Below are 26,543 nucleotides of genomic sequence, written 5' to 3' on the forward strand. Positions count from 1 at the left end.
CGGGGTGCCGAGCAAGTGCTGACGCAGCCGCATGAGCCGTACCAGCACAGATCAAATTCTCGTAAAACCGCTTATGGGGAGCTAACGGGCGAGGTGGCTATGGTAGGGGCTCCACTGGACACCACCAGAGCTGACAGGGGAGGTGCGGCTGCGCCTGTGGACCGCGCAGGGGTGCTGAGGCGCCTCCTCGGGTCGGCGGGCAGGCCGAGATCCGTGAACGACACCGCTGCTGACCACGACCGGACCGCGACGTTCTCCACCGACACGGACGGGCAGGCGTGGACTCCGCCCACCTGGGAGGAGATCGTCAGCACCCACAGCGGTCGTGTGTACCGGCTGGCGTACCGCCTCACCGGTAATCAGCACGACGCCGAGGACCTCACGCAGGAGGTCTTCGTGCGAGTGTTCCGCTCCCTGTCGACCTACTCGCCGGGCACGTTCGAGGGCTGGCTGCACCGCATCACGACCAACCTGTTCCTGGACATGGTCCGCCGCAAGCAGCGCATCCGCTTCGACGCCCTCGGCGAGGACGCGGCCGAGCGACTGCCCAGCCGCGAGCCGTCCCCGCAGCAGGTCTTCAACGACGCGCACTTCGACGCCGACGTCCAGCAGGCCCTCGACACCCTGGCCCCCGAGTTCCGCGCCGCGGTCGTCCTGTGCGACATCGAAGGACTGTCGTACGAGGAGATCGCCGCGACCCTGGGCGTCAAGCTCGGCACGGTCCGGTCCCGGATCCACCGTGGCCGCTCCCAGCTGCGCAAGGCCCTCGCGCACCGGTCCCCGGAGGCGCGCGCCGAGCGCCGCTCCTTCGTGCCCCGCGTGCCCGCTCTGGGGGGAGGAGGCGCGTCAGCGTGAGTGCGACACGTCCGACAGCCGCCGAGGACCGCCTCGCGGAGCAGCACCTGGGAGACCGACTCGCCGCCCTGGTGGACGGCGAACTGGGTCATGACACGCGTGAGCGTGTGCTGGCGCACGTGGCCACGTGCGCGAAGTGCAAGGTGGAGGTCGACGCCCAGCGCCGGCTCAAGAACGTCTTCGCGGAGGTCGCTCCGCCGCCGCCCTCCGAGAGCTTCCTGGCCCGGTTGCAGGGGCTGCCCGGCGGAGGTGACCTCGACGGTGGTGTCCCACCGATGGGGGGAGGCTTCGGCGGGGGCGTCTTCGGCGTGAGGCGCGGTGAGGGCTTCGACTTCGGGTACCTCCCCACGGCCGCGCACGCGTCCGTCCTGCCCGCGTCCGCGCAGCGCGGCTTCCGGATCCACGACGTCGGCCGCGGCGAGGCCGAGCGGGCGGCCGCCTCGCGCGGGCGCCGGTTCGCGTTCGTCGCCGCCGGGGCGGTGTCCCTGGCCGCCATCGCGCTGGGCGGCGTCACCACCGTCACGCCGGGCGAGGCCGAGACGCGGGGCGGCTCGGGAAGCAACGTGACGCCGGCACGTCCGGGGTCGGGCGCGACGACGACACAGGAGAACCAGCGGCGCAGAGCGGCCGGCCCCCTGCTCGGACAGATCCAGGGCGGACGGACGCTCGGGGAGACGCCGGCGGCCGCGACGGCGGTGTCCGCACCGCTGCTGCCCGGGGTGGCGCCCCAGCCGGCGCACGCCCTCACGGCTCCCCTGACGGCCGACGCGGCCACGATGTCCCCGTTGATACGCCCCCTGACCGCGACACCGCCCGTCACGCTCACGAACTGGTCGACGGCACCGGGCCTCATGACGCCCGGCCTGCTCGCGGCGCCCCTCGCGGAGGGGAAGGCGACTCCCTCCGCGTCCTCGTCCGTCACACCCCGCTGACCGTTCCCTGCGCCGTGGCGCGCGAACCTGGTTGAATCCGAGGTGAAGCGCGCCGACGCCCCGGCGTCCGGCGCGCGATCTTCGAACTGCGGCCACACCGACGACGAGCCGGGCCGCGGCCAGCTGTGGGGAGAGCATGAACGAGGGCACCACGCCGACGCCGGGCACGGGGGAGGGCGATTTCGAACTGAGGCGCCCGGAGGAGGCACCCGTCCCGCAGGAGGCACCCGTCCCGGCGGCGGTCGCCGAGGAGGTGCCGGGGGACGAGGGGCCGCGGGAGGAGGTCCTGCGTGCTGCCGCCATGACGGCGGCCGATGCCGAGCGGGACGTTCCGGCCGGCCCTCCCGGCGTGGAGGACCGCAAGCCGCTGCACGACCCCGACCCGTACAGCACCCCGCCCTACGGCCACCCCGGCCCCTGGGCGCCCGCCCCGCCCGTACAGCATCCGGCGGCCACGCCCGCGCACGGTACGACGGTGCCCCCGACGACGCCGGTGGGGCCGCCTGTCGTGCCGCCGCCGCACGGGACGACGGTCCCGGCCTTCCCGGCCCCCGCTCCGGTCCCGGCCCCGGCCGCGCTCGGGTCCGTTCCCGCCTCCGTTCCGCCCCCGGTCCCCGCGGAATCCGTCCCGGGGCCGGCCTGGGCTTCGGCCGCGGCACCGCAGTCGGTCACCCCCGCCCCCGTCCCTCCGGCCGCCCAGACCCCCGTGCCGCCCTCTCAGGACCCCACGGACGCCGTCCCGGCCGTCCCGGCCCCCCGGGACGCGGCCGGCACGTCGGCGGCCGTCGGCGGGGTCTCCACCCCACCCCCGGGCTCACCCGCACCGGACCCCTGGCATCGCTACGACCCCTGGGCCGTCGCGGGTACCACCACCGCACCGGGTGCGGCGCTCGCCCCCGCCCCGCTCCAACAGACAGGTGCCGCTGTCCTCACGGAGCGGCAGAAGCGGCGCCGGGGCCTGAGGATCCTCGTCCTCGGCACCGTGCTCGTCGCCCTCGTCTCCGGCGGTGTCGGGGGCGTCGTGGGCGCCTACCTGGAGCGCAACGGCGGAGTCGGGCACGTCGAGCTGGAGCAGGCCGGGCGGGAGGACGCCGGGCGGGACCCCGACAGCGTGGCGGGGATCGCCGCGCGGGCCCTGCCCAGCGTGGTCACCCTGCACGTCAGCGGCTCCGGCGAGGCGGGCACGGGCACGGGCTTCGTGCTCGACGACCGAGGCCACATCCTCACGAACGACCACGTCGTGGAGCCCGCCGGCGAGGACGGCGAGATATCGGTCACGTTCCACGACGGGACGACCGCGAAGGCGGAGGTCGTCGGCCAGGACGGCGGCTACGACCTCGCGGTGGTCCGGGTCCGCGGCGTCAGCGGTCTGCGGCCGCTGCCCCTCGGCAACTCCGACAACGTCCAGGTCGGCGACCCGGTCGTCGCCATCGGGGCCCCCTTCGACCTGGCGGGGACCGTCACCTCGGGCATCATCAGCGCCAAGGAGCGCCCCATCACGGCGGGCGGCGAGGGCGACGGCGCAGGCGACGTCTCCTACGTCGACGCGCTCCAGACCGACGCCCCGATCAACCCGGGCAACTCAGGTGGTCCGCTGCTCGACGCCCGGGCCCGCGTCATCGGCATCAACTCGGCCATCCGCTCCGCCGGCGACGGCGCCGACGCGGAGGGCGGCCGGTCCGGCTCCATCGGCCTGGGCTTCGCGATACCGATCAACCAGGGCAAACGCGTCGCCGAGGAACTGATCGGCACGGGCAGGGCGACCCACCCGGTGATCGGCGTCACCCTCGACATGGACTACACCGGCGACGGCGCCCGTGTCGGCACCAAGGGCAGTGACGGCGGTGCCCCGGTCACCCCCGGCGGTCCCGGCGACAAGGCCGGCATCGAGCCGGGCGACGTGATCACCGAGGTCGACGGTCAGCGGATCCACTCGGGTGAGGAACTGATCGTCAAGACCCGGGCCCACCGCCCCGGCGACCGGCTGGAGCTGACCCTGCGGCGGGACGGCGCGGAACGGACGATCTCGCTGGTGCTCGGCTCCTCCGCCGGCGCCTGAGGAGCCGCCGGCGCATCTCACCGACCGGATGGCGCCCCGGCCCCCACAAGGCAAACAACCGGAAAAACGCTCACCCGCCCGCAGGTGTGGCGCCCGGGGCAGTACCGGTCGGACAGGATCGACGGGTACCGTGGATCGGGCCCGGGACACACAAGGAGCTTTCAGGTGTTCAATGACATAGGACCGTTGGAGCTGGTGACGCTCGTCGTCCTCGCCGTGCTCGTCTTCGGCCCCGACAAGCTCCCGAAAGTCATCCAGGACGTGACGCGCACGATCCGGAAGATCCGTGAGTTCTCGGAGAGCGCGAAGCAGGACATCCGGCAGGAGCTCGGCCCCGAGTTCAAGGACTTCGAGTTCGAGGATCTCAACCCCAAGACCTTCATCCGCAAGCAGCTGGACAACGAGGAACTGGGGATCAAGGAGATCCGCAACGGCTTCGACCTGAAGAAGGAGATGGCCGAGGTCGCGGACGCGGTGCACGGCCGCGACGCCGATCCGGCCGCCGCCTCCGGTCCGGGTGCCCGCGTCGACATGACGAAGAAGCCTGACGACCGTCCGCCCTACGACGCGGACGCCACCTGACACGCGCACGGCCCGCCCGGCGATCCGCCGCCCGCCGGACACCCGTGGGCGCCGACGGCCCGGAGCGGGCCTCTCGCAGACCGGCGGCCCGGCTCTTCCCGATCATCCGCCCCACGGCTTGAACACGACGCCCGCGCGACCCACGCGCCGGTCGCGTTCCCGGCTGCCCGCACCGGTGTGGATATGCTGCCGAGTTGTTGTGCGGACCGGACGAGTACGCCCGAAGGGGGGCGGGCCGTCCGATCCGACGAGAGCGAGGAGGCGTCCGGGCACATGGAGACGACGAGTCGGGCAGTCGCACAGGCGCCGGCCGCGGAGGGTGGACAGCAGTTCGTCCCCGCCCGGCGTACGGTCGACGGCTACCTGCGTGCGCCTTTCCCGTGGTACGGCCTTGACGAGGCGTTCACGGGCCCACGCTGGCTGATGCAGGTGGGAATGACGGCCGACGGGTCCGTGGAACACGGTTCGATCGGTCACGGTGACGAGCCCTCGGTGCGCGCCGAAGGCGTCGCCGAGGAACGGGAGCGGTTCGCGGTCGTGGTGACCGTCGCGGCGAACCCCGTGCGGCGCACCGCCGACGGCACGGGACTGCTGGAGGCCACCTCGGTCTCCTCGGCGGCCTGGCTCGCCGGGGTGGGGCTGCTGACCTTCACCTGGCCCGGGCAGATGGACCACAGCCTGCGCGACCACTGGCTGGAGCAGCAGACCGAGACCGCATGGGTCCTCGCGGACGATCTCGCCGGCGCGGACTGGTCGACGCTCTCGCTTCCCGTGGACGGCGTTCCCACGCCGTTCCACTACCGGGAGTCGGAGTTCGGGTGGGTGCTGGCGGGGTCGACGCGGGAAAGCGTCCACCTGGGTGCGTACGGCCGCGGTATGAGCGCTTACGGGCTGGGCTTCTCCGTGGTCAAGGACATCACCCAGTACGTGTGAGGGGAGGGGCGCCGCCGGGACGGGGCGCCCTCTCGCGGAGCGCCCTCTCGCGGTGCGGTACGAGCGGTGCGGTACGGGTGTCGGCCGCCGTACGGCTGCCGGTCTTGCCGTACGAGTGCTGGTCGCCGGTCGGGGATGGGTGCCCACGCGGTTCCCCGCGCCCCCGAAGGGGCGCGGGCTCCCGGGGCGCGTCTCAGAACTTGTTGCGCGGAGTGATGCCGAGCGACAAGCCCGACAGACCGCGCTGGCGGCCTCCGAGCTTGCCGGCGATCGAGCGAAGCGCCGCGCCGGCCGGGGAGTCGGGGTTGCTCAGGACGACCGGCCTGCCGTCGTCGCCTCCCTCGCGGAGGCGGACGTCGATGGGGATGCTGCCGAGGACCGGGACGTTCGCGCCGGTGGTGCGGGTCAGGCCGTCGGCCACCGACTGGCCTCCGCCCGTGCCGAAGACGTCGACCATCTCGCCGCAGTGCGGACAGGGCATCCCGGACATGTTCTCGACCACGCCGACGATCTTCTGGTGGGTCTGCACGGCGATGGAGCCGGCCCGCTCCGCCACCTCGGCCGCCGCCTGCTGCGGGGTCGTCACGACCAGGATCTCGGCGTTGGGGACCAGCTGGGCCACGGAGATGGCGATGTCGCCGGTGCCGGGCGGCAGGTCCAGCAGCAGGACGTCCAGATCGCCCCAGTACACGTCCGCCAGGAACTGCTGCAGCGCGCGGTGCAGCATCGGGCCGCGCCAGACGACCGGGGCGTTGCCCGGCGTGAACATGCCGATGGAGATGACCTTCACACCGTTCGCGGACGGCGGCATGATCATGTTCTCGACCTGGGTGGGCCGCCCGTCGGCGCCCAGCATGCGCGGCACGCTGTGGCCGTAGATGTCGGCGTCGACGACCCCGACCTTCAGGCCGTCGGCCGCCATCGCCGCCGCCAGGTTGACCGTGACGGACGACTTGCCGACGCCGCCCTTGCCGGACGCGACCGCGTAGACGCGGGTGAGCGAGCCGGGCTTGGCGAAGGGGACCTCGCGCTCGGTCTGGCCGCCGCGCAGGGCGCTCGCCAGTTCCTTGCGCTGCTCGTCGCTCATCACGTCGAGCGTGACGTCGACGCGGGTGACGTCGTCGACCCGGGAGACCGCCTCGGTCACGCGCTCCGTGATGGTGTCGCGCATCGGGCAGCCCGAGACCGTGAGGTACACGGTGACCGCGACCGCTCCGTCCGCGCCGATCTCGACCGACTTGACCATCCCGAGTTCCGTGAGGGGCCGGTTGATCTCGGGGTCGTTCACCGTCGCCAGTGCCTCGCGCACCGCGTCTTCCGTAGCCATAAGCACGATGGTACGGCGCCGCACAGGCACGGCGGAAAGCCTGTCACCGGTCGTCTACGTCACGCGACCCCGACCGTTCCGCCGGGAATACGCGGTGACCGTCGGGCTGACCGTCCTGAAGGTCCCTCACCAGATCCTGCAACTCGGAGCGGATCCAGTCCCGGGTCGCCACCTCGCCGAGCCCGATCCGCAGGGCGGCGATCTCGCGTGTCAGGTATTCGGTGTCGGCGATCGACCGCTCGTTCTGCTTGCGGTCCTGTTCGAGGTTGACCCGGTCGCGGTCGTCCTGCCGGTTCTGGGCGAGCAGGATCAGCGGCGCCGCGTAGGAGGCCTGCAGCGAGAGCACCAGGGTCAGGAAGATGAAGGGGTAGCTGTCGAAGCGCAGGCCCGCCGGCGCGGACACGTTCCACAGCACCCACGCCACGATGACGATCGTCATCCAGACCAGGAACCGCCCGGTGCCGATGAAGCGGGCGACGCGCTCGGACAGCTTCCCGAACGCCTCCGGGTCCCACTCCGGCATGATCCGGGGCCGCCGGGGACGTGGCTGGTCGAGCCGGGTGCGCGAGCGCGTGCTGGCCGTGGCGCCGGCGGGCACGCGCTCCCGGCCGCTCTCGCGCCCCGCCTCGCGCCGCACCTCACGCTCGGGAGCCATGGGTGCCCACCCCCTCGCCCGTGTCCAGGTCGAACTCGTACTCCCGCCAGTCCTCGGGCAGCATGTGGTCGAGCACGTCGTCCACGGTCACCGCGCCCAGCAGCGATCCGGACTCGTCGACGACGGGCGCCGAGACCATGTCGTACGTCGCGAAGAACCCGGCGACGAGCTGCAGCGTCGCCCCCGGCGGGAGGGTCTGCAGGTCGTCGTCGAGGATCGAGCTGACCAGGGTGTACGGCGGGTCGCGCAGCAGCCGCTGGAAGTGGATGGTGCCGAGGTACTTGCCGGTGGGCGTCTCGTCGGGCGGCCGGCAGACGTAGATCTGGGCGGCGAGGGCCGGCGGGAGGTCGGGGTTGCGGACCCGGGCGAGGGCTTCGGCGACGGTGGCGTCGGGGCGCAGCACGATCGGCTCGGTGGTCATCAGACCGCCCGCGGTGTGCTCCTCGTACGCCATCAGGCGCCGCATGTCGGCCGCGTCGGCGGGCTCCATCAGGTTCAGCAGCCGTTCCTTCTCCTCCTCCGGCAGCTCGGAGAGCAGGTCGGCCGCGTCGTCCGGGTCCATCGCCTCCAGGACGTCCGCGGCGCGCTCCTCCTGGAGCTTGCCGAGGATCTCGATCTGGTCGTCCTCGGGGAGCTGTTCGAGCACGTCGGCCAGGCGGTCGTCGTCGAGCGCGGCGGCGACCTCCGCGCGCCGCTTCGCCGACAGATGGTGCAGGACGTTGGCGAGGTCGGCCGGGCGCAGTTGCTCGAAGGTGGCGAGGAGGCTCTCGGCGCCCTGCCCGTGCTCCTCCAGGGTGAAGCCGGTGACGCCGGACCACTCGACGGTCAGCGTCTCGCCCTTGGCCCGGCGGAAGGCGCTGCCCTTGCGGCCCTTGCGGACGAAGACGCGGCCGACCTCCCAGTCGCGGCGGGCGGGCAACTGCTGCACCGCCAGGTCGAGGACGGTGACCTGCTCGCCGGTCTCGACGAGGGTGACGCTCTTGTCGAGCAGCTCGCCGAAGACCAGCCGCTCGGTGGGGCGCTGTTCGAAGCGGCGGACGTTGAGCACGCCGGTGGTGATGACCTGTCCGGACTCGATGCCGGTGACCCGGGTCATGGGCAGGAAGATCCGGCGCCGGGTGGTGAGTTCGACGACCAGCCCGAGCAGCCGCGGTGGCTTGCTGCCGACCCGCAGCATGACCACCAGATCGCGGACGCGGCCCACCTGGTCGCCGTTCGGGTCGAAGACGGAGGTGCCGGAGAGGTGCGAGACGAAGACCCGGGGGGCGCCGGCGGCCATGGCTGCGCCTCCTTTTCCCGCCGTGCGTGGCGTTTGCTCCGCTTGTGTGGAAATGCTCGCTCGGATGGGCTTCAGGCTAGCCCGTCCCGATCGGATCCGCCCTGGTGAGCGGTCCGGACGGACTGGCTCCGTGGGCCGCCCGGCACCCCGGTACGCTGCGGTACGCCGCTCAAGGACCCACGTCGGAAAGGCACACCACCTGTGACTGCGATGCGCCCGGGCCGAGTGCGCCGGACCCCTCTGGTGAGCGCGATGTGCGCGCTGGTCGTGGCGGGTACGGGGCTGACCGGGTGCGGCAGCGAGGACCCGGACGCGGGCACGAACGGCGTGGGCAAGCTGCCCGCCGAGAAGATCCAGGCGACGACGCGTACGGCGGCCGGGTCCGCGAAGACGGTACGGCTGTCGGGGACCGTCGTCGCGGGCGGCAGCACCTACAAACTGGACATGCGTCTGAAGGAGGACGGTGGCACCGGGTCGGTGAGCGCGCAGGGGGCGACCTTCCGGCTGCTGCGGGTCGGCGAGAAGCTGTTCCTGATGGCGGATGCCGAGTTCTGGAGCCACGGCGGGGACGGCGGGGGCGGCGGGGGCCAGGGTGACGGCGAGGGCGGCACGTCCGACGACGCCGCGGCCGACAAGCTGGAGGGCAAGTTCGTGAGGGTGCCCGAGGGCGATCCCTCGTACAAGCGGTTCAGCGGATTCACCGACAAGGACGTGCTGCTCAAGGGCCTGTTGACGCTGCACGGCGCCCTGGCGACCGACGGGCGCCACGAGGAGTCCGGCGTGCGCACCGTCCGCATCACCGGCGACAAGGGCTCCGGGGGCACCCTGGACGTCTCCCTGGAGGGCCGGCCGTACCCGCTGCGCCTGGTCCGTGCGGGCGGCGCGGGCACCCTCACCTTCTCCGACTGGGGCGAGGACTTCGCCCTGGAGGCGCCCGCCAAGGACAAGACGGTGGACTACGGCCAGCAGCTCCCGACGTCGTAGGCGGGCCGCGAGCCGCGCGTGGGCACCCCTGCGGGCGGCCGACGGCGCCGGCGCGTCCATCGCGCCCGCGGGTCGCCGGACGTGCCGGGCTGCTTCGGGTCCCGGACCGCTAGGAGCGCTTCCGCTTCCTCCGGAACAGCAGGCGCGGCAGTCCGGCGGGGATCGGCTCACGCGTCGTCACCGGCGTCGGCAGCGGCGCCTCGGCCAGAGAGCCGTCCGGCAGCGGGGAGGTCGTGCCGGTCGGCTCCAGGCGGACCACGCGGCACTCCCGTGCCCACCGCGCGGGCATGGCCTCACCGTCGGGCGCGTTGAGCCGCTTGCCCTTCAGCTCGGCGACCGTCGCATCCCACCGCTCCGAACCGGACGGCAGTTCGACCACCCTTGCCGTCCAGGTGACCAGTCGGCCGCCCTTGTCCTTGCTGCGCGCGGTCACCTCGGCCGTGCCGCCGTCGGTCAGCCCCGGCAGCGGTTGCTCTCCCGGCCCGTCGCCCACCACGCACGCGGCACCCTCGTGCCACACGTGCCACAGCGTACGAGCGGCCGGCGCGCCGGCGCCCCGCACCCAGATGAGGCCGGACTTCTTCGTGGCCTCCTCGACGAGGGCCTGGTCGAACAGCTCGCTGGTCATGGGAGCAGCGTAGCGAGGCCGCTCACAGCCAGCCGTTGCGCTTGAGCGTGCGGTGGATGCCGAAGCAGATCATCGCCGTGATGCCGAGCACCATCGGGTAGCCGAACTTCCACCGCAGTTCGGGCATGTAGTCGAAGTTCATCCCGTACACCCCGCACACCATGGTCGGTACGGCGACGATGGCGGCCCAGGACGTGATCTTGCGCATGTCCTCGTTCTGGGCGACGGACGCCTGCGCGAGGTTGGCCTGGAGGATGGAGTTGAGCAGCTCGTCGAAGCCGGTGACCTGCTCGTGCACCCGGGCGACATGGTCGGCGACGTCGCGGAAGTACTTCTGGATGTCGGGGTCGATCAGCCGCATGGGCCGCTCGCTGAGCAGCTGCAGCGGCCGCATGAGCGGCTGCACCGCCCGCCTGAACTCCATGACCTCACGCTTGAGCTGGTAGATCCGCCCGGCGTCGACGCCGCGCGGCGCGCCCTTACGGCCGGGGGAGAAGACCTCGGTCTCCACCTCGTCGATGTCGTCCTGCACCGCGTCGGCGACCGCGATGTAGCCGTCGACGACGTGGTCGGCGATCGCGTGCAGCACCGCCGAGGGACCCTTGGCGAGCAGTTCGGGGTCGTCCTGCAGCCGGTGGCGCAGCGCCCGCAACGAGCCCTGCCCGCCGTGCCGGACGGTGATGAAGAAGTCCCGTCCGGTGAAGCACATCACCTCGCCGGTCTCGACGACCTGGCTGCTGGCGGTGAGTTCGTCGTGCTCGACGTAGTGGATGGTCTTGAAGACGGTGAACAGGGAGTCGTCGTAGCGCTCCAGCTTCGGCCGCTGGTGGGCCTGGACGGCGTCCTCGACGGCCAGCGGGTGCAGCCCGAACTCCCCGGCGATACCGGAGAATTCGGCCTCCGTGGGCTCGTGCAGCCCGATCCACACGAAGCCGCCGTCGCGCCGCACCCGGCGCATCGCCTCGTGCGGGGTGAGCGGACTCGCCGTCTCGACGCGGGCACCGTCGCGGTAGACGGCGCAGTCGACGACGGCGGTGGTGGTCTGGGGGTCGCGGGTCGTGTCGTACGGCCCGGTCTCCTTGCGCAGCGCGGGACGCGACGGGCGGACCGCGGCACGGAGGTCACGGATCATCGACATGGCAGGCTCCTTCGCGGGCGAGCAGCGAGAGGCCATGGGCGCCGGGTGGAACTGCCCGGAATGGGGACGTCCTGACTGCGAGGTTTGGCACGTCCACAAAGCGGGAAGCACCGCACCGTCGCGGTGGCGGACTTCGCTACTGGTTCAGCTGCTGATGCGGGTCGTACAGATCAGACAGTGGCAAAACGGAACGAAGTGCTCTTCGGCGGGCGACGCTGGAGGTGCGCATGCGAGAGGTGGCGAGAGGCTAGAGCCAGGGCAACGTCAGCGGCCGGAAGAGCGGGTGGTACTGCACGGTCGACTTCGGTCCATTGCAGCCCCACCTCCTCCGGCCGGTCCCTCGTAAGGGAGTGTCGTCGGCGTCGGGACTTGATCGCGACGCTTCTGCGTGCTGCCCCGAACCACCGGCCAAGAGTATCAGCAGACCTAAGTGTCAAGGCGCTGCTTTGCCTGGTCCTGACGAGTTCTATGCTCGCCGCATGGTTGATGTTCTCCCCTTGGTCGAGGCGCGGTTGCGCTCCGCGCTCGGCGAACCGGACGCCCGCGCCGCGGTCACCTTCCTGGGTACCGACCGTGTGGAGGTGCTGCGTTTCCAGGAGGGGGACCTCGTCCGCTACGCGACGCTCGGCATGTCCGCCCAGCCCATGGCCGACCCCGCCGCGGTCCTCGCCGACCCGGTCAAAGGCCCGCGCGCCGAACTGGTCCTGTCCGTCCGGGCCGGGCTCGCCGAGACCGACAAGGTGCTCCGTCCGCTCGCCGTCCTCGCGGCGTCCCCGCAGGTCGAGGGCGTGGTCGTGGCTCCCGGAGCCTCCCTGGACGTCGGTGAACCGCTCTGGCCCGGGGCCCCGTTCACCTCTGTACTGGTCGCCGAGCCGGGCGGCCTCGTGGAGGACCTGGAACTGGACGAGCCCCTCGACCCGGTCCGCTTCCTGCCCCTGCTCCCCATGACCCCGAACGAGGCCGCCTGGAAGCGCGTCCACGGCGCCCAGGCCCTCCAGGAGCGCTGGCTCACGCACGGCACCGATGTGCGGGAGCCGTTCCGCGGGCCGGTGGCGCTGGACTGAGCGACGGGTGCGACGGGTGCGCCGGGGTGCGCGCGAGGCGTGAGGAACGTCACCAAAGTCCGCTCGGGAGCGGCCAGTTGGCGAAGACGCCCACTCCGTCCTCCGTGGCCTGCCGCACCGGGAGCTGTTCCGCCTTCGCCGTCAGCGCCCCGCGCCGTACGGCGACCACGGCCGCGCCGAGCACCGCGTTGACCGCCGCCACCACGAACGGGACACGGTGCGGGTGGTGTATGCACATATTGAATGAGAATTGCTAATTAATGTGTATGCATCTAATGGTTCGCCAGGCCGCTGCCGCCCGGACGGGTGATCGTCCTTGACGTGGCGAGAAAGGGGTAGGACCGTGGAGCCCTATGAGGGGCGAACCCAGTTGCCCGAAGTGTGGTGGCCGGGTCAGGGCTCCCGGACTCTTCGCCGATACCTGGCAGTGCGATGTGCACGGCACGGTGCATCCGCTGCAGCCCGTGATCCCGCCCAGCGTCGAGGCCCTCGGTGTCGTGGTGGCTCGCACGCAGGTGCCGGTGTGGATGCCGTGGCCCCTGCCGGTCGGCTGGCTCTTCACGGGCGTGCTCTGTGCCGGTGACGATCGCAGCGGCGGTCGTGCCACCGCGGTGGCCTGCTCGGGGCCGGGGCCGCTCGGAGGTGTCGGGGAGCTGGTCCTGGTCGCCGAGGAACTCGGAGTCGGCCTGGGTGCGCGCTACGCCGGGATCGAGGGCCCGGATCCGGGGCCGTACATGAACGTCGAGAAGCCGCCGCAGGCGAAGGTGCTGGCCGCGGGGCGGCCCACGCCGCTGTGGCATGTCACCGGGGTTCCGGACGACCGCGCGGTGTTCGCGGGAGAGGCCCGGGGGCTGTGGCTCTGGGCCGTCGTCTGGCCCGAGCAGTCGGGTCTGCTGATGTACGACGAACTGGTGCTGACGGACGTGCGGGACGCGGGCGCGGAGGTCGACCTGGTGCCGTGCGGCGCGTTGTCACCGCGTCTGCTTCAGCCGTAGCGGGTCTTGGCGGGCAGGCTGGCTGGCTGGCGGGTCGTGGCCGGCGGGCCGGCCGCGGCGGCCCTCGCGTCGTGTCGTCCGCCCCCGTGTGTAGGGGGCGCTCCCCGGTTGAGGGTGTGACGGAGGGGGCTGGAATCACCCGTTATCCTTGGGTGTCCCTTCCGTTCAGTGATCGCCTGGAGTCCGTGTCGTGCGCATAGACCTGCACACCCACTCCACCGCGTCCGACGGCACCGACGCCCCCGCCGAGCTGGTGCGGAATGCCGCCGCCGCCGGGCTGGACGTCGTCGCACTCACCGATCACGACACGACCCGGGGGCACGCCGAGGCGATCGAGGCGCTGCCCGAGGGGCTCACGCTGGTCACCGGGGCCGAGCTGTCCTGCCGTACCGACGGCATCAGCATGCACATGCTGGCTTACCTGTTCGACGCCGAGGAGCCCACGCTGCTCGCCGAGCGGGAGCTGGTGCGCGACGACCGGGTGCCGCGGGCCAAGGGGATGGTCGCCAAGCTGAACGCGCTCGGTGTGCCGGTCACCTGGGACCAGGTCGCGCGGATCGCCGGCGACGGGTCCGTGGGACGCCCGCACGTGGCGACAGCCCTGGTCGAGCTGGGTGTCGTGCCGAGCGTGGACGACGCCTTCACCCGGGACTGGCTGGCCGACGGCGGGCGGGCCCACGTCGGGAAGCACGAGACTGACCCGTTCGAGGCGATCCGGCTGATCAAGGGCGCCGGCGGAGTCGCCGTGTTCGCGCATCCGGGGGCCGCCAAGCGCGGGCGCACGGTGCCGGATTCGGTCATCGCCGCGCTGGCCGCCGCCGGTCTGGACGGCATCGAGGTCGACCACATGGACCACGACCCGGACACCCGGGCGCGGCTGCGCGGCCTGGCCAAGGAGCTCGGACTGCTGGTCACGGGCTCCAGCGACTACCACGGCAGCCGCAAGACCGTCGCGCTGGGCGAGTACGCGACCGACCCCGAGGTGTACGGGGAGATCACCCGGCGGGCGACCGGCGCGTTCCCGGTGCCGGGCACCGGCGGGCTCTGAGGTCCTCACCCCGCACATCTCTCTCCGTCATCTCCTCGCAAGGCCTGTAGATCTCCCATGTTCGACCTCGCTGTCTTCGGCTCCCTCTTCCTGACCCTCTTCGTCATCATGGATCCCCCCGGGATCACCCCGATCTTCCTCGGCCTGACCGCGGGGCGGCCCGCCAAGGTGCAGCGGCGCATGGCCCTCCAGGCCGTCTGCGTGGCCGGTGGCGTGATCATCGTCTTCGGGGTGCTGGGGCACCAGATCCTCAATTACCTGCATGTCTCCGTACCGGCCCTGATGATCGCCGGAGGGCTGCTGCTCCTGCTGATCGCACTCGATCTGCTCACCGGCAAGAACGACGAGCCGAAACAGACCAAGGACGTCAACGTCGCCCTCGTGCCGCTCGGTATGCCGCTGCTGGCCGGGCCCGGTGCGATCGTCTCGGTCATCCTCGCGGTGCAGAAGGCGGACGGCTTCGTCCCTCAGGTGTCGGTGTGGACCGCGATCCTCGCCGTGCACGTCGTGCTGTGGCTGTTCATGCGGTACTCGCTGCTGATCATCCGGGTCATCAGGGACGGCGGCGTGGTGCTGGTGACGCGGCTCGCGGGCATGATGCTGTCGGCGATCGCCGTGCAGCAGATCATCAACGGGGTGACGCAGGTGATCCAGGGGAGCTGAGCCCCGTCGGCACAGCAGGGCCCCGCACGGCTTCTCCGTGCGGGGCCTGAGGCTCAGTGGGGGTCCGCTGTCATGAGGCCGTGGTCTCGGCCGGGCGGATCCAGAGGCGCTGCCCGATGGCCGCTGCCTGCTGAACGATCCGGTTGACGGAGGCGGCGTCCACGACGGTCGTGTCCACGGGCGTGCCGTCCACGTCGTCGAGTCGCATGATTTCGAAGCGCATGGCTTCTCCCTTCGTCTGGTCATCCTCCTGAGGAGAACTACTGGTGAGGTCGCGAGGGGCGTTCATGCCCCAGGCTCCATACGTATGCAACGTGATGCCGGCGGCAAACATTCCCTACGCTAAGGAAATTTTTCGAACGGCTAACTACTGAACGGTAAGCCGCTCCCTCGAGACTAACCGGGATCAGTTGTGTTCGCAGCGTGACCAGGGACAATGGAGGCGATGAACGACGACCTCGCGGCCCTGGCCGCCCGCATCGACCGCACGAACGAGCTGCTGCACCGCATGCTCGCCGAGGTGGCGAAGACGCCCTCCACCCACGCGATCTTCGTCGACGCGGGGTATCTCTACGCGGCCGCGGGCCGGCTGGTCGCCGGGACCGAGGACCGGCGCGCTTTCGACCTGGACGCCGAAGGACTGATCGAGGCGCTCATCGACAAGGCCCGCCAGATCTTCGCGGACAGCCGGCTGCTGCGGGTCTACTGGTACGACGGGGCCCGCCGCCGCATCCACACCACCGAGCAGCAGACCATCGCCGAGCTGCCCGACGTCAAGGTAAGGCTCGGCAACCTCAACGCCAACAACCAGCAGAAGGGCGTCGACTCGCTCATCCGCACCGACCTGGAGTCCCTCGCCCGGCACCGCGCCATCAGCGACGCGGCCCTGCTCGGCGGCGACGAGGACCTGGTGTCGGCGGTCGAGGCGGCGCAGGGGTACGGGGCGCGGGTGCACCTGTGGGGCATCGAGGCCCCTGAAGCGCGTAACCAGGCCGAGCCGCTGCTCTGGGAGGTCGACAGCCAGCGCACCCTCGACCTCGACTTCTTCAAGCCGTACGTCTCCCGGCGCACGGCCGCCTACGAGCCCTCGGCGGCCGCGCGGCCCGCCCGCGAGGACGTCCGCTTCGTCGGCGCGCAGATCGCGGCGAAGTGGCTGGCGGCACGGGGCCGGGAGTCGCTGGTCGAACTGCTGCCGGGGCATCCGTATCTGCCCGGTTCGGTGGACCAGGACCTGCTGGTGGAGGCCGAGGGGCTGCTGCAGTACTCGCTGCGGGGACAGGCGGACCTGCGACGGGCGCTGCGCGACGGCTTCTGGGGGCATCTGCAGACGCAGTACTGACCGGGGTGACGGGCGCGGGTCGGTGGCCGGGTTGCCGGGTTCCCGGTGCGGGGCGTTCGGCGGAGGGTTCCCCGTGCGGGCTTCGTCCGGTGGGGGTTCCCGGTGTGGGCCTTGCCCGGTCGGAGGTTCCTGATGTGCTGGTGCGGGGCGTGGCACTAGTCCGTCGGGCGGTGGGTGTCCCAGAAGCCGGCGATGGCGCGGGCCGTCGGAAGCGGCTGGTCCGCGTTCGGTGAGTGCTCGGCGCCCTCGACGACCGTACGGTGCGCCTGCAGCCGTAGAGCCATGTCGTCCAGCAGCGGCAGCGGCCAGGTGTCGTCCCGCACGCCCGACAGGACGTGGAACGGCATTGGTACGGCGGCGAGTTCGCGGACCCGGTCGGGTTCGGTGGTCAACTGATGTCCGGTGGCGAGGAGTTGTGCCGGCTTGTTGCCCAGCCAGCGGCGCTGCAGGAGGTCGGGACCGCCGATGCCGCGAGCCGGGCCGCCGACCTCCTCGGGGGCGCCCATCGACTGGATCACCTCCCAGACCTCGGCCATCGTCATCACGGCGAGGGCGTCCCGCAGCAGTTTCACGCGCTGCTGCTGGGACACCGAGATCTGTGCCGGGCCCGACGACATGAGGGTCAGCGAGACGAAGGGGGAGTGGTCCAGCAGGACCGCGGCGCGGGTGATCTGGCCTCCGAGGGAGTGCCCCAGGAGGTGCGGGGAGGCGCCCAGCGCCTTGGCCTGAGCGAGCACGTCACGTGCCAACTCGCCCTGGGAGTAGGCGCTTTCGTCGTGCTCGGGCCCGTCCGACTCGAACTGGCCCCGGCCGTCCACGGCCACCGTGCGGTACCCCCGCGCGGCGAGCGGCCCCTGCATCAGACGGAAGTCCTCCTTGCTGCCCGTGAATCCCGGGATCAGCAACGCCGTGCCGCGCGGCGCCACGCCGGGGGCGACCGGCATGTCCACGACCGCGAAGTCACCGCGTGCGGTGGTCAGGGCGTAGGCGCGGGCTCCGGGCGGCGGGGTGTGGGCGGCGGGCGTGGTCACGGGGTGAGGGTAGCGGGTGGGGGCAGCGGGCGGGGCTGGGCTGCGAGGGGAGCCGTGCCCGAACGCCGACGGCCCGGTCCCACGGAAGGTGGGACCGGGCCGTCGGGTTGCCGTGATCAGCTGTCCGCGGGCTCCGCGGCGGCCGCGGCCTTGCGGGTGCGGCGGCGCGGTTTGGCCTCCGGCTCCTGCGTCGCCTGCGCCGGGATCTCGGCGGTCGCCTCCGTTGCGGGGGCGGCCGTCGCCTTGCGGGTCCGGGTGCGCTGGGGCTTGGCCTCGGCGCCCTCGGCGGTGTCCACCGCCGCCTCGGCCTTGGCGGCCGCGGTCTTGCGGGTGCGCTTGGGCTTGGTCTCCGCGCCCTCGGCCGTGTCCGTCGCCGCCTCGGCCGCGGCGGCTGCCGTCTTACGGGTGCGCTTCGGCTCGGCCTCGGCGTCCTCGGTGGTGGCGGTCGCCTTGCGGGTCCGCCTGGGCTTGACCTCCGTGCCCTCGGCCGAGTCGACCGCTGCCTCGGCCTTGGCGGCCGCGGTCGTGCGGGTGCGCTTCGGCTTGACCTCCGCCTCGGCCTCGCCGGCCTGGGCGGGCACGGTGACCTCGGGGGCGTCGGTGGCGGGCTCCGCGGCCTTGCGGGTGCGGGTGCGCTTCGGCTTGGCCTCGGCGCCCTCGGCGGTGTCGACCACCGCTTCGGGTGCGGCGGCCGCCTTGCGCGTCCGGGTGCGCCTGGGCTTGGCCTCGGCGCCCTCGGCCGTGTCGACCGCCGCCTCGGCGGCCGTCGGGATCTCGACAGGTGCCGCGGCCTCGACGGTCTCCGCGGGCCGTGCCTCGGCCGACTTTCGCGCACGGCGGCGGCGCGCCTTGGTCGGCGCCTCCGCGTCGTCCGCAGCGGCGGGGCCCTCGGCCGTCGTCACCGCGGCCTCGGCGGCCTCGCTCACCGGCGACTCGACCGCTGCCGACGCCGTCGCCTGCGAGGCGCCGGCACGGGTACGGCGACGGCGACGCAGGGTGCGCGGGCCGGTGGCCTCCTCCGTGGCCGCCTCGGCGGGCGTGGGCTCGGAGGTCTGCGTCCCGTCCAGCGGCGTGCCACCGCGCGTCCGGCGGCGGCGCCTCGGCGTACGGTCGGAACGCTCGCGGTCGGCCGTGGGGCGCGACTCCTCGCGACCTCCCCGGCCACCGCGACCGCGTCCACCGCGGCCGACCGGCTCGCCCAGGTCCTCCAGCTCCTCCGCGTCGAGCCCGGCGCGCGTGCGCTCCGAGCGCGGCAGGACACCCTTGGTGCCCTCGGGGATGTTCAGCTCGGCGAACAGGTGCGGAGAGGTGGAGTACGTCTCGACCGGGTCGTTGAACTTCAGCTCCAGCGCCTTGTTGATCAGCTGCCAGCGCGGGATGTCGTCCCAGTCGACCAGCGTGATCGCCGTACCGGAGGCCCCCGCGCGGCCCGTACGGCCGATGCGGTGCAGATACGTCTTCTCGTCGTCCGGGGACTGGTAGTTGATGACGTGCGTCACGCCTTCGACGTCGATGCCGCGGGCGGCGACGTCGGTGCAGACGAGGACGTCCACCTTGCCGTTGCGGAACGCGCGCAGTGCCTGCTCGCGGGCGCCCTGGCCGAGGTCGCCGTGGACCGAGCCGGAGGCGAAGCCGCGCTGCTTGAGCTGGTCGGCCAGGTCCGCCGCGGTGCGCTTGGTACGGCAGAAGACCATCGCCAGAGCGCGGCCCTCGGCCTGCAGTATGCGCGCGACCATCTCGGGCTTGTCCATGTTGTGCGCGCGGTAGACGTGCTGCGAGATGTTCGCGACCGTCACGCCCTCGTCGTCCGGCGCGGTGGCGCGGATGTGCGTGGGCTGCGACATGTAACGGCGGGCCAGGCCGATGACCGCGCCCGGCATGGTCGCCGAGAACAGCATCGTCTGCCGGCGCACCGGAAGCATGTTGATGATCTTCTCGACGTCGGGCAGGAAGCCCAGGTCGAGCATCTCGTCGGCCTCGTCGAGGACCAGGCTCTTGATGTGGCCGAGGTCGAGCTTCTTCTGGCCCGCCAGGTCCAGCAGGCGGCCCGGGGTGCCGACGATCACGTCGACGCCCTTCTTCAGGGCCTCGACCTGCGGCTCGTAGGCACGGCCGCCGTAGATCGCGCAGACGCGCACGTTGCGCACCTTGCCGGCGGTCTGCAGGTCGTTGGTGACCTGCGTGCACAGCTCGCGCGTCGGCACGACGACGAGGGCCTGCGGGGCGTCGGTGAGCGCCTCGGGCCGGGCGCGCCCGGCCTCGACGTCGGCGGGGACGGTGACGCGCTCCAGGATCGGAAGACCGAAGCCCAGCGTCTTGCCGGTGCCGGTCTTGGCCTGGCCGATGACGTCCGTGCCGGAAAGGGCGACGGGGAGGGTCATCTCCTGGATGGGGAACGGGGTGACGATGCCGACGGCCTCCAGGGCCTCGGCGGTCTCGGGGAGGATCCCGAGCTCTCGGAACGTCGTAGTCAGGGTGCTGCCTCTTCTGTGTGGGCGGTACGAGGCGAGCGCGGGGGTCGTGTCGGACCGTGCCGGGGACATCGACGGCCGTGGGGCGCGTCGTAGACACGGGACCTCTGCCAACGCTCCAGCGTTCGTACCGCTGAGGGGGCCCCTCCGATCGTCGTACGCACAGTGCCGTACGGTCAGGGAGGGCTGTCGGGTCGGAGCCGATCGGGCCTCCGACCGGGCATCCTCATACCTGCGGCCTGTCGAGACACGACGAAGTGGTCGTCGCATCTGCAGGCGCATTACCACCATACCCCGGAATCGCGCACATGCGTTGGCCGATTCGGTCACGTAGCCATCGTCACGGTCGCGTACATGGTCATTCGCGTCGTCGTGGTCACACTGATTGACCAGGGACTTCCACCCCGGGGTGAGCGGGCTATTGTGCGCTTCATGACGACCTCTGACATGCCTGAGCCCGCCGCCGAGACCAGCGACGCGGACGCCGCCGCACACACCGGGGTCGCCGCCCAGGACTGGGCGACCGCGTCCGCCGACCCGCAGTACCGTGCCGCGGTCGTGGATCTGCTGGGCGCGCTCGCGTACGGGGAGCTCGCGGCGTTCGAGCGGCTCGCGGAGGACGCCAAACTGGCACCGACGCTGGAGGACAAGGCGGAGCTGGCGAAGATGGCGTCGGCGGAGTTCCACCACTTCGAGCGGCTGAGCGGCCGGCTCACCGAGATCGGCGAGGAGCCGACCGCCGCGATGCAGCCTTTCGTCGCCGCGCTGGACGGCTTCCACCGGCAGACGGCCCCGTCGGACTGGCTGGAGGGGCTCGTCAAGGCCTATGTCGGCGACTCCATCGCCAGCGACTTCTACCGGGAGGTGGCCGCACGGCTGGACGCCGACACCCGTTCCCTGGTGCTCGCCGTGCTGGACGACACCGGTCACGCGGGCTTCGCCGTCGACCGGGTGCGTGCGGCGATCGACGCCGATCCGCGCGTGGGCGGGCGGCTCGCTCTGTGGGCGCGACGGCTGATGGGTGAGGCCCTGTCCCAGTCCCAGCGCGTGGTGGCCGAGCGCGACGCGCTGTCCACCATGCTGGTGGGCGGTGTCGCCGACGGCTTCGACCTCGCCGAGGTCGGCAGGATGTTCTCCCGGATCACCGAGGCCCACACCAAGCGGATGGCCGCTCTGGGGCTGGCCGCGTAGATGTAGATGTCGTCGGTGGTCGGGGGCAGGCCGGGTTCCGGTCTGGTGAAGATCAAGCCTGATCGGAATCAGATCAGGTCTGGGAGAGTCAGACCTGATCAGGCCTGGGTGTGACATGGCGTCGGACGGTCCTTGGGGGCGGCGGCCTCGCGATACAGCCGCCCGCCGTGCCCTAGGGGCGGTGGCCTCGCGGTACAAGCGCCCGCCGTGCCCTAGGGGCGGCGGTCTCCGCGGCGGCGGCTCAGGCCGTCGCCGATCGTCGGCGGAGTCTTCCCGCCGGGCGCAGCAGCAGCGAGAGGGACGCGACGGAGACGATCGCCGCGCCGAGAAGCACCAGCAGGACGCCGCCGGCCTCCAAGGCGCTGTGCGTGAGGAAAGCGCCGAAGAGAGCACCGCCGACACCGGTCGACAGGACCAGGTGACGGGCCGGGAGACGGTGCGGCAGGCGAACGGCGTAGACCCATGACAGAACCAGGCCGAGGATCGCGGAGCTGAGTGCTTCCAGGAGCATGTCAGGGTCCTCCCACATGGCCGACGGGCCTGAAACGGTCGTAGCCCGTCTTACCCCTGACCTGCGGAATGCAATCCTCCCGTGTGGGGGAGTCGTGCTCCGCCGGTGAACCCGTGCGAGAGGCGTCGCAAACGGTCGAAAGTCGAAAAATGGGGAGCCCAAAAACGGGGAGCCCAAAACGGGGAGTCCGAGAAACGGGGTGGACCACATGGACGGGGGAGACGAAACGGGAGGGCTCGGTGGCTTGTGAAAGCCACCGAGCCCTCCCGTTCGCTGTTCGCGGCACTAGAGCGCGCCGAAGCCCACCTTGCGCGGCGCCGGCTCACCGAGCTCGACGTACGCGAGACGGTCGGCCGGGATCAGGACCTTGCGGCCGTGCTCGTCCACGAGGCTGAGCAGCTGCGACTTGCCGGCCAGTGCCTCGGCCACCACGCGCTCCACCTCCTCGGCACTCTGACCGCTCTCCAGCACGATCTCGCGCGGCGCGTGCTGAACGCCGATCTTGACCTCCACGGCTATGTCCCTCCGAACGGTCAGTGAAGTGCGCGGGCGTCCGCGCCGTACCCAGCACACATTAGCCCGGTGAGGGGAAGCGCACGCTCCACGCGAGAACGCCAGGAGCGAACAACCGACGGGAACAAAAGCGCGGTCGTCAGGGGTGCTGCTCGTTGCCGTGCAGCGGGAAGCCCGCGATACCCCGCCAGGCCAGCGAGGCCAGCAGCTGCACCGCATGGTCGCGCGGCACGCTCCGGTCGCTGTGCAGCCAGGAGCGGGCCACCACCTGGGCGAGGCCGCCGAGCCCGGAGGCCAGCAGCATCGACTCCGCGCGCGAGAGGCCCGTGTCCTCGGCGATCACGTCGCAGATCGCCTCGGCGCAATCGTTCGTGACCTTGTCGACACGCTCGCGTACCGCGGGCTCGTTCGTCAGGTCCGACTCGAAGACCAGCCGGAAGGCGCCGCCGTCGTCCTCGACGTACGCGAAGTACGCGTCCATCGTCGCCCGGACGCGCTGCTTGTTGTCGGAGGTCGACGCGAGAGCGTTCCGTACCGAGTGGATCAGCGACTCGCAGTGCTGGTCCAGCAGTGCCAGGTACAGATCGAGCTTGCCCGGGAAGTGCTGGTAGAGCACCGGCTTGCTGACGCCGGCCCGCTCGGCGATGTCGTCCATGGCCGCCGAGTGGTAACCCTGCGCCACGAAGACTTCCTGAGCCGCGCCCAGGAGCTGGTTCCGTCGGGCACGGCGCGGCAGGCGCGTGCCCCGCGGGCGCGCCGCCTCAGTCTGCTCGATGGCTGTCACGCCGCCTCCCAAAGTCGTCCACATGCGGTGTGCGCCGCGCGGCCATCGTACTTTTCGGTAACCGTGCTGTGCGCGGTGCGAGCGCAGAATTTCACGGACCGGACGGCCGTGAAAGTCACACAGACCGGTGTGAACGTGTCCGGAGCGGGCAGAAAAGGGCCTCTTCCCCACACGACGGTGCCGGTGTCGTCCTGCGTCACCGATAGTCGTCCTCGTCCAGACTCACGACGCGGGCCTGCTCGATGAGGTCGCCCTCACTGGCCCGGTCCGGCTCCACGCCGGTCAGCGGGTCGTCACGGTCCGGCGTGAGGCCGGCGTGCTGTTCGGCGGCGTCGGCGACGGGGGCCTCGACATCGAACTCCTGCGCTTCCTCGGTCTCCTCGTACGCGAAGGTCTCGGGATCGGTGGGATCAACAGCCATGGCGGGCTCCCTTCCTACGAACGTCCCTGAGAGATGCAGGGGCCACACGCGGGTGCCCTCATTACGAGCGTAGGAGACACCCGATCCGGACGCCATGCGATCCGCGTTCGCATCGTCACGCGCTGCGCATCCGGCGCCGGAACCGGCGCTGGATCCGCGCATCCGTGGACCTTCCGTGTGCGGCGCGGTCCTGCCGCCGCGGCCGTCAGGCCGGTGTTTCACGCTCGCCGTGGGGCTGTGACGGTGATCTCCGGCGTCCGGGACGGCGAACACATGAACCAGCGCGTGATCACCTCGTAACATTGCCGCATGTCTTGGACCGAGTCGCCGTTCGTGCCGACGGCCAACGTGCTCCCGAAGGTGGCACCCGTCCGGGTCGCGGAGGGCGAGCGTCTGAAGTCCGTCCGGTTACCCGGCATCACGCTCACGGTGCGCTCGCGGCCTCCCGCGCGCGAGGGACTGCCCAACGCGCTGCTCGTCCACGGCCTCGGCGGTTCCTCGCAGAACTGGTCGGCGCTGATGGAACTGCTCGACGCGGACGCCGACTGCGAGGCCGTCGACCTGCCGGGCTTCGGCGACTCACCGCCGCCCGACGACGGCGACTACTCGGTCACCGGGCACGCGCGCGCGGTCATCCGCTATCTGGACTCCTCGGGACGCGGTCCCGTGCATCTGTTCGGCAACTCTCTCGGCGGCGCGGTCACCACCCGCGTCGCCGCTGTCCGTCCTGACCTCGTCCGGACGCTCACACTCGTGTCACCGGCCCTACCGGAGCTGCGTATCCAGCGCACGGCCGTGCCGACGGCCCTGCTGGCGCTGCCCGGGGTGGTCCGGCTCTTCAACCGCTTCACCGCCGGCTGGACGGCCGAGCAGCGGGTAAGAGGCGTCCTGACGCTCTGCTACGGCGACCCGGACCGGGTGTCACCCGAGGGCTTCCGCAACGCCGTGGAGGAGATGGACCGGCGGCTGCAACTGCCGTATTTCTGGGACGCGATGGCGCGTTCGGCGCGGGGGATCGTCGACGCGTACACACTGGGCGGCCAGCACGGACTGTGGCGGCAGGTCGAACGGGTGCTCGCCCCCACGCTGCTCGTCTACGGTGGCCGCGATCAACTCGTAGGCTTCCGTATGGCTCAGAGAGCCGCTCGCACGTTCCGTGACGCTCGTCTCCTGACGCTTCCGAGCGCCGGACATGTGGCCATGATGGAGTACCCGGAGACCGTGGCGAAGGCGTTTGGTGAACTGATGGCGGAGGCGGAGACCAAGGTGAGAGCGGCCGAGTATCTTGCTTCTGGTGGCGCTGCTTCCCGTGGTGCCGCTTCTTCGGGGCGTGGCTCCGGTGACGTGGCCTGTGACGGTGGGGTCGATTCCGCGAGTGCGGGGAGCTGAGGGGCGAGGTGGGACGCCACAGTCGCCGTGGTCCGGCACCCAAGGGTGAGGCCACGGACAAGGTGCCACGCCGGCGCGCCGCCGGGCCTTCCGGAGCGCATCGGGGTGCGAGGTCGCAGGGGGTCGCCGAGGAGACGCCTCCCAGGGGGATGCCGCGTTTCGTCGAGGAGACGCCTCCGCAGGGGATGCCTCGGTTCGCCGACGGGCCTCCCGCTCAGGGGATGCCTCGCTTTCCCGACGGGACGCCCGCTCAGGGAATGCCTCGTTTCGCCGACGGGACTCCCGCGCGTGGGGTCCCGCGGGTGCCCGACGGGACGCCCGCGCACGGCTTTCCTCGTATGCCGGACGGCACCCCCGCGCACGGTTTCCCGCAGGTGCGGGGCGGCCATCCCGAGCACCGTGAAGACGGCGGTGGCTGGGGTGAGTTGAGGGGGCGCACGGTAGCGGGCACCGGGGCTCCGGCGTTTCCCCGTCAGCGGCAGTCGCCCCCCGGACCGCGCCAGGACTACGTCGACGCCTTCGAGGAGCGGGACGACGTCTTCGTGCGCCGTCACCCGGCGCCGACCACCGTCACCACTGGACACTTGACCGACCCGTACGGCTCGGTCGGCACCGGACACCTGTCGGACCCGTACGGCTCCGTCACCGGCCGGGCCGCGGAACCCGACGCCGACGACGAGGCTCCCCCGACCGGCGAACCCGCGCCCTCCAAGGGCGGCAAGAGCCGCGCCTTCACCGGTATCGCGGCCGCCGCCGTGACCACCGTGCTCGCCGTGGTCGTCGCAGGGCAGGTCACCGGCCAGGGCGACGACCCCGCCGTCGAGTCGCAGTCCGCCCCCGACCGGGCCAGGGATGTCCGGGGTCCCGCGTCGCGCGGCGACGATCGGCCGACACCTTCCAGCGAGCCGAGCGCGCCGACGCCGCTGACCTACGAGCAGAAGATGAGCCGCACCTACCCGCTGAGCCCGAAGCTCGACGGCTCCGGGGAGTTCGACGCGATCGAGGGCATCGACAAGGCGCCGGGCGAGGGGCGGAAGTACACCTACCGGGTCGACGTGGAGCAGGGACTCGGCCTGGACGGCGAGCTCTTCGCGGAGGCCGTGCAGAAGACGCTGAACGACGACCGGAGCTGGGCGCACAACGGCGGCCGTACCTTCGAACGGATCCACTCCGGCAAGCCCGACTTCGTGATCACGCTCGCCAGCCCCGGTACCACCGCGGACTGGTGCGACATGTCGGGTCTGGATACGACGGTCGACAATGTGTCCTGCGACTCCGCCGCGACCGAGCGCGTCATGATCAACGCCTATCGCTGGGCGCAGGGTTCGGTGACCTACGGCGACAAGATCTACGCCTACCGGCAGATGCTGATCAACCACGAGATCGGCCACCGTCTCGGCTACGACCACGTCACCTGCGACAAGCCCGGTGAACTGGCGCCCGTCATGCAGCAGCAGAGCAAGTTCCTGGAGCACGACGGGATCCGGTGCAAGCCGAACCCCTGGCCGTACCCGACCAGTTGATCCCACCTTCTCCATGATGACGATCCGTGCGCATGTGATCTCTTAGCGCGACGAAACGCGATCCGCACGGGAAAGTTACGACCGTTCACCCCTTTTGGTGGGGGGGGGGGGCAAACGTGGTGTGGGCGACCCCGTGTTGGGGAAAGATTTATTAAAGGAGCAAGAGGAGGGGCCAACAAAGCGTAAAAAGAAGCAACTAGTGGGTGGGAGAAAGCGGCAGAGAGGAAA

General features: G+C 71.5%; 27 protein-coding genes. 14 read left to right on the forward strand and 13 right to left on the reverse strand.

The genetic code is table 11. The features are described 5' to 3' along the window. The first annotated feature begins 99 nt into the window (after nucleotides 1-99). From sigE to ACWCPM_RS27325, 5 genes are all read left to right on the forward strand, one after another. On the forward strand, nucleotides 100-855 hold the full coding sequence (sigE, locus tag ACWCPM_RS27305; RefSeq protein ID WP_450978899.1) for an RNA polymerase sigma factor SigE: 756 nt from the start codon (nucleotides 100-102) through the stop codon (nucleotides 853-855). Continuing rightward, on the forward strand, nucleotides 852-1,787 hold the full coding sequence (locus ACWCPM_RS27310) for an anti-sigma factor family protein (RefSeq protein WP_450978900.1): 936 nt from the start codon (nucleotides 852-854) through the stop codon (nucleotides 1,785-1,787). Before sigE ends, ACWCPM_RS27310 begins: the two co-directional genes overlap by 4 nt. A gap of 136 nt (nucleotides 1,788-1,923) precedes the next feature. Continuing rightward, entirely contained in the window at nucleotides 1,924-3,846 is a 1,923-nt protein-coding gene (locus tag ACWCPM_RS27315) for a trypsin-like peptidase domain-containing protein (RefSeq protein ID WP_450978901.1), read from the forward strand. A 165-nt stretch (nucleotides 3,847-4,011) separates the two neighbouring features. Next, complete coding sequence (locus tag ACWCPM_RS27320) at nucleotides 4,012-4,428, forward strand: sec-independent translocase (protein WP_450978902.1); 417 nt, start codon at nucleotides 4,012-4,014, stop codon at nucleotides 4,426-4,428. A gap of 273 nt (nucleotides 4,429-4,701) precedes the next feature. Next, nucleotides 4,702-5,361, forward strand: coding sequence for a hypothetical protein (locus tag ACWCPM_RS27325; RefSeq protein WP_450978903.1), 660 nt, complete (start codon nucleotides 4,702-4,704; stop codon nucleotides 5,359-5,361). A 193-nt stretch (nucleotides 5,362-5,554) separates the two neighbouring features. Here the strand turns inward: ACWCPM_RS27325 and ACWCPM_RS27330 are convergent, their stop codons facing one another. The 3 genes from ACWCPM_RS27330 to ACWCPM_RS27340 are packed head-to-tail and all read right to left on the reverse strand — an operon-like array spanning nucleotide 5,555 to nucleotide 8,622. Continuing rightward, on the reverse strand, nucleotides 5,555-6,688 hold the full coding sequence (locus tag ACWCPM_RS27330) for an Mrp/NBP35 family ATP-binding protein (protein WP_450978904.1): 1,134 nt from the start codon (nucleotides 6,686-6,688) through the stop codon (nucleotides 5,555-5,557). A 43-nt stretch (nucleotides 6,689-6,731) separates the two neighbouring features. Further along, nucleotides 6,732-7,343 (reverse strand): DUF1003 domain-containing protein, encoded by a 612-nt coding sequence (locus tag ACWCPM_RS27335; RefSeq protein WP_450978905.1) that lies wholly within the window; start codon nucleotides 7,341-7,343, stop codon nucleotides 6,732-6,734. Continuing rightward, a complete protein-coding gene (locus ACWCPM_RS27340; protein ID WP_450978906.1) occupies nucleotides 7,327-8,622 on the reverse strand; it encodes a magnesium transporter MgtE N-terminal domain-containing protein in 1,296 nt (431 codons plus the stop codon). The genes ACWCPM_RS27335 and ACWCPM_RS27340 overlap by 17 nt, the downstream gene beginning before the upstream one ends. A 252-nt stretch (nucleotides 8,623-8,874) precedes the next feature. On the opposite strand from ACWCPM_RS27340, the gene ACWCPM_RS27345 reads away from it, so the two are divergent. Next, nucleotides 8,875-9,606, forward strand: coding sequence for a hypothetical protein (locus ACWCPM_RS27345; protein WP_450978907.1), 732 nt, complete (start codon nucleotides 8,875-8,877; stop codon nucleotides 9,604-9,606). A gap of 109 nt (nucleotides 9,607-9,715) precedes the next feature. On the opposite strand, the gene ACWCPM_RS27350 is transcribed toward ACWCPM_RS27345, so the two are convergent. Further along, the gene (locus ACWCPM_RS27350) at nucleotides 9,716-10,234 is read right to left on the reverse strand and encodes a hypothetical protein (protein ID WP_450978908.1); all 519 of its coding nucleotides are present in this window, start codon (nucleotides 10,232-10,234) and stop codon (nucleotides 9,716-9,718) included. Between the two features lie 22 nt (nucleotides 10,235-10,256). Continuing rightward, entirely contained in the window at nucleotides 10,257-11,372 is a 1,116-nt protein-coding gene (locus ACWCPM_RS27355; protein ID WP_450978909.1) for a magnesium and cobalt transport protein CorA, read from the reverse strand. A gap of 479 nt (nucleotides 11,373-11,851) precedes the next feature. On the opposite strand from ACWCPM_RS27355, the gene ACWCPM_RS27360 reads away from it, so the two are divergent. Further along, the gene (locus ACWCPM_RS27360) at nucleotides 11,852-12,436 is read left to right on the forward strand and encodes a suppressor of fused domain protein (protein ID WP_450978910.1); all 585 of its coding nucleotides are present in this window, start codon (nucleotides 11,852-11,854) and stop codon (nucleotides 12,434-12,436) included. A 49-nt stretch (nucleotides 12,437-12,485) separates the two neighbouring features. Here the strand turns inward: ACWCPM_RS27360 and ACWCPM_RS27365 are convergent, their stop codons facing one another. Continuing rightward, a complete protein-coding gene (locus ACWCPM_RS27365) occupies nucleotides 12,486-12,674 on the reverse strand; it encodes a hypothetical protein (RefSeq protein WP_450978911.1) in 189 nt (62 codons plus the stop codon). A 115-nt stretch (nucleotides 12,675-12,789) separates the two neighbouring features. Between ACWCPM_RS27365 and ACWCPM_RS27370 the strand changes: the two genes are divergently transcribed. From ACWCPM_RS27370 to ACWCPM_RS27380, 3 genes are all read left to right on the forward strand, one after another. Further along, nucleotides 12,790-13,431 (forward strand): DUF6758 family protein, encoded by a 642-nt coding sequence (locus tag ACWCPM_RS27370; RefSeq protein WP_450978912.1) that lies wholly within the window; start codon nucleotides 12,790-12,792, stop codon nucleotides 13,429-13,431. A 190-nt stretch (nucleotides 13,432-13,621) separates the two neighbouring features. Beyond that, on the forward strand, nucleotides 13,622-14,479 hold the full coding sequence (locus ACWCPM_RS27375) for a PHP domain-containing protein (protein ID WP_450978913.1): 858 nt from the start codon (nucleotides 13,622-13,624) through the stop codon (nucleotides 14,477-14,479). Between the two features lie 57 nt (nucleotides 14,480-14,536). Further along, entirely contained in the window at nucleotides 14,537-15,142 is a 606-nt protein-coding gene (locus tag ACWCPM_RS27380; RefSeq protein WP_450978914.1) for a MarC family protein, read from the forward strand. 70 nt (nucleotides 15,143-15,212) lie between these two features. On the opposite strand, the gene ACWCPM_RS27385 is transcribed toward ACWCPM_RS27380, so the two are convergent. Beyond that, nucleotides 15,213-15,365 (reverse strand): hypothetical protein, encoded by a 153-nt coding sequence (locus ACWCPM_RS27385; RefSeq protein ID WP_094057445.1) that lies wholly within the window; start codon nucleotides 15,363-15,365, stop codon nucleotides 15,213-15,215. A 213-nt stretch (nucleotides 15,366-15,578) separates the two neighbouring features. On the opposite strand from ACWCPM_RS27385, the gene ACWCPM_RS27390 reads away from it, so the two are divergent. Then, entirely contained in the window at nucleotides 15,579-16,481 is a 903-nt protein-coding gene (locus ACWCPM_RS27390) for an NYN domain-containing protein (protein ID WP_450978915.1), read from the forward strand. 155 nt (nucleotides 16,482-16,636) lie between these two features. On the opposite strand, the gene ACWCPM_RS27395 is transcribed toward ACWCPM_RS27390, so the two are convergent. After that, nucleotides 16,637-17,512 carry an alpha/beta fold hydrolase gene (locus ACWCPM_RS27395; RefSeq protein ID WP_450978916.1) on the reverse strand — a complete coding sequence of 292 codons (876 nt, stop codon included), beginning with the start codon at nucleotides 17,510-17,512 and terminating at the stop codon, nucleotides 16,637-16,639. A gap of 116 nt (nucleotides 17,513-17,628) precedes the next feature. Then, complete coding sequence (locus tag ACWCPM_RS27400) at nucleotides 17,629-19,893, reverse strand: DEAD/DEAH box helicase (protein ID WP_450978924.1); 2,265 nt, start codon at nucleotides 19,891-19,893, stop codon at nucleotides 17,629-17,631. Between the two features lie 513 nt (nucleotides 19,894-20,406). Between ACWCPM_RS27400 and ACWCPM_RS27405 the strand changes: the two genes are divergently transcribed. Continuing rightward, nucleotides 20,407-21,174, forward strand: coding sequence for a ferritin-like fold-containing protein (locus tag ACWCPM_RS27405; RefSeq protein ID WP_450978925.1), 768 nt, complete (start codon nucleotides 20,407-20,409; stop codon nucleotides 21,172-21,174). 241 nt (nucleotides 21,175-21,415) lie between these two features. Here ACWCPM_RS27405 and ACWCPM_RS27410 read toward each other — a convergent pair whose 3' ends face one another. The 4 genes from ACWCPM_RS27410 to ACWCPM_RS27425 all read right to left on the reverse strand — a co-directional run bounded on the left by ACWCPM_RS27410 (nucleotide 21,416) and on the right by ACWCPM_RS27425 (nucleotide 23,403). Next, nucleotides 21,416-21,685 carry a hypothetical protein gene (locus tag ACWCPM_RS27410; RefSeq protein WP_450978917.1) on the reverse strand — a complete coding sequence of 90 codons (270 nt, stop codon included), beginning with the start codon at nucleotides 21,683-21,685 and terminating at the stop codon, nucleotides 21,416-21,418. 285 nt (nucleotides 21,686-21,970) lie between these two features. Continuing rightward, nucleotides 21,971-22,198, reverse strand: coding sequence for a DUF3107 domain-containing protein (locus ACWCPM_RS27415; protein WP_043503917.1), 228 nt, complete (start codon nucleotides 22,196-22,198; stop codon nucleotides 21,971-21,973). Nucleotides 22,199-22,337: 139 nt separating this feature from the next. Beyond that, nucleotides 22,338-22,982: a TetR/AcrR family transcriptional regulator gene (locus tag ACWCPM_RS27420; RefSeq protein ID WP_450978918.1), complete on the reverse strand. Its 645-nt coding sequence runs from the start codon at nucleotides 22,980-22,982 to the stop codon at nucleotides 22,338-22,340. A 196-nt stretch (nucleotides 22,983-23,178) separates the two neighbouring features. After that, the gene (locus ACWCPM_RS27425) at nucleotides 23,179-23,403 is read right to left on the reverse strand and encodes a hypothetical protein (RefSeq protein WP_450978919.1); all 225 of its coding nucleotides are present in this window, start codon (nucleotides 23,401-23,403) and stop codon (nucleotides 23,179-23,181) included. Between the two features lie 309 nt (nucleotides 23,404-23,712). On the opposite strand from ACWCPM_RS27425, the gene ACWCPM_RS27430 reads away from it, so the two are divergent. Then, the gene (locus tag ACWCPM_RS27430) at nucleotides 23,713-24,792 is read left to right on the forward strand and encodes an alpha/beta fold hydrolase (protein WP_450978920.1); all 1,080 of its coding nucleotides are present in this window, start codon (nucleotides 23,713-23,715) and stop codon (nucleotides 24,790-24,792) included. A gap of 8 nt (nucleotides 24,793-24,800) precedes the next feature. Beyond that, a complete protein-coding gene (locus ACWCPM_RS27435; RefSeq protein ID WP_450978921.1) occupies nucleotides 24,801-26,315 on the forward strand; it encodes a DUF3152 domain-containing protein in 1,515 nt (504 codons plus the stop codon). Nucleotides 26,316-26,543 lie beyond the last annotated feature (228 nt).

The organism is Streptomyces sp. NPDC002309 (assembly GCF_053593375.1).

What these genes read in the sequence shown, in the direction of transcription:
- sigE (WP_450978899.1), top strand. Translation starts at nt 100, where the DNA reads ATGGTAGGGGCTCCACTGGACACCACCAGAGCTGACAGGGGAGGTGCG.
- ACWCPM_RS27315 (WP_450978901.1), top strand. Translation starts at nt 1,924, where the DNA reads ATGAACGAGGGCACCACGCCGACGCCGGGCACGGGGGAGGGCGATTTC.
- ACWCPM_RS27325 (WP_450978903.1), top strand. Translation starts at nt 4,702, where the DNA reads ATGGAGACGACGAGTCGGGCAGTCGCACAGGCGCCGGCCGCGGAGGGT.
- ACWCPM_RS27330 (WP_450978904.1), bottom strand. Translation starts at nt 6,688, where the DNA reads ATGGCTACGGAAGACGCGGTGCGCGAGGCACTGGCGACGGTGAACGAC.
- ACWCPM_RS27335 (WP_450978905.1), bottom strand. Translation starts at nt 7,343, where the DNA reads ATGGCTCCCGAGCGTGAGGTGCGGCGCGAGGCGGGGCGCGAGAGCGGC.
- ACWCPM_RS27340 (WP_450978906.1), bottom strand. Translation starts at nt 8,622, where the DNA reads ATGGCCGCCGGCGCCCCCCGGGTCTTCGTCTCGCACCTCTCCGGCACC.
- ACWCPM_RS27345 (WP_450978907.1), top strand. Translation starts at nt 8,875, where the DNA reads ATGTGCGCGCTGGTCGTGGCGGGTACGGGGCTGACCGGGTGCGGCAGC.
- ACWCPM_RS27350 (WP_450978908.1), bottom strand. Translation starts at nt 10,234, where the DNA reads ATGACCAGCGAGCTGTTCGACCAGGCCCTCGTCGAGGAGGCCACGAAG.
- ACWCPM_RS27355 (WP_450978909.1), bottom strand. Translation starts at nt 11,372, where the DNA reads ATGTCGATGATCCGTGACCTCCGTGCCGCGGTCCGCCCGTCGCGTCCC.
- ACWCPM_RS27360 (WP_450978910.1), top strand. Translation starts at nt 11,852, where the DNA reads ATGGTTGATGTTCTCCCCTTGGTCGAGGCGCGGTTGCGCTCCGCGCTC.
- ACWCPM_RS27365 (WP_450978911.1), bottom strand. Translation starts at nt 12,674, where the DNA reads ATGTGCATACACCACCCGCACCGTGTCCCGTTCGTGGTGGCGGCGGTC.
- ACWCPM_RS27370 (WP_450978912.1), top strand. Translation starts at nt 12,790, where the DNA reads ATGAGGGGCGAACCCAGTTGCCCGAAGTGTGGTGGCCGGGTCAGGGCT.
- ACWCPM_RS27380 (WP_450978914.1), top strand. Translation starts at nt 14,537, where the DNA reads ATGTTCGACCTCGCTGTCTTCGGCTCCCTCTTCCTGACCCTCTTCGTC.
- ACWCPM_RS27385 (WP_094057445.1), bottom strand. Translation starts at nt 15,365, where the DNA reads ATGCGCTTCGAAATCATGCGACTCGACGACGTGGACGGCACGCCCGTG.
- ACWCPM_RS27390 (WP_450978915.1), top strand. Translation starts at nt 15,579, where the DNA reads ATGGAGGCGATGAACGACGACCTCGCGGCCCTGGCCGCCCGCATCGAC.
- ACWCPM_RS27400 (WP_450978924.1), bottom strand. Translation starts at nt 19,893, where the DNA reads ATGACCCTCCCCGTCGCCCTTTCCGGCACGGACGTCATCGGCCAGGCC.
- ACWCPM_RS27410 (WP_450978917.1), bottom strand. Translation starts at nt 21,685, where the DNA reads ATGCTCCTGGAAGCACTCAGCTCCGCGATCCTCGGCCTGGTTCTGTCA.
- ACWCPM_RS27425 (WP_450978919.1), bottom strand. Translation starts at nt 23,403, where the DNA reads ATGGCTGTTGATCCCACCGATCCCGAGACCTTCGCGTACGAGGAGACC.
- ACWCPM_RS27430 (WP_450978920.1), top strand. Translation starts at nt 23,713, where the DNA reads ATGTCTTGGACCGAGTCGCCGTTCGTGCCGACGGCCAACGTGCTCCCG.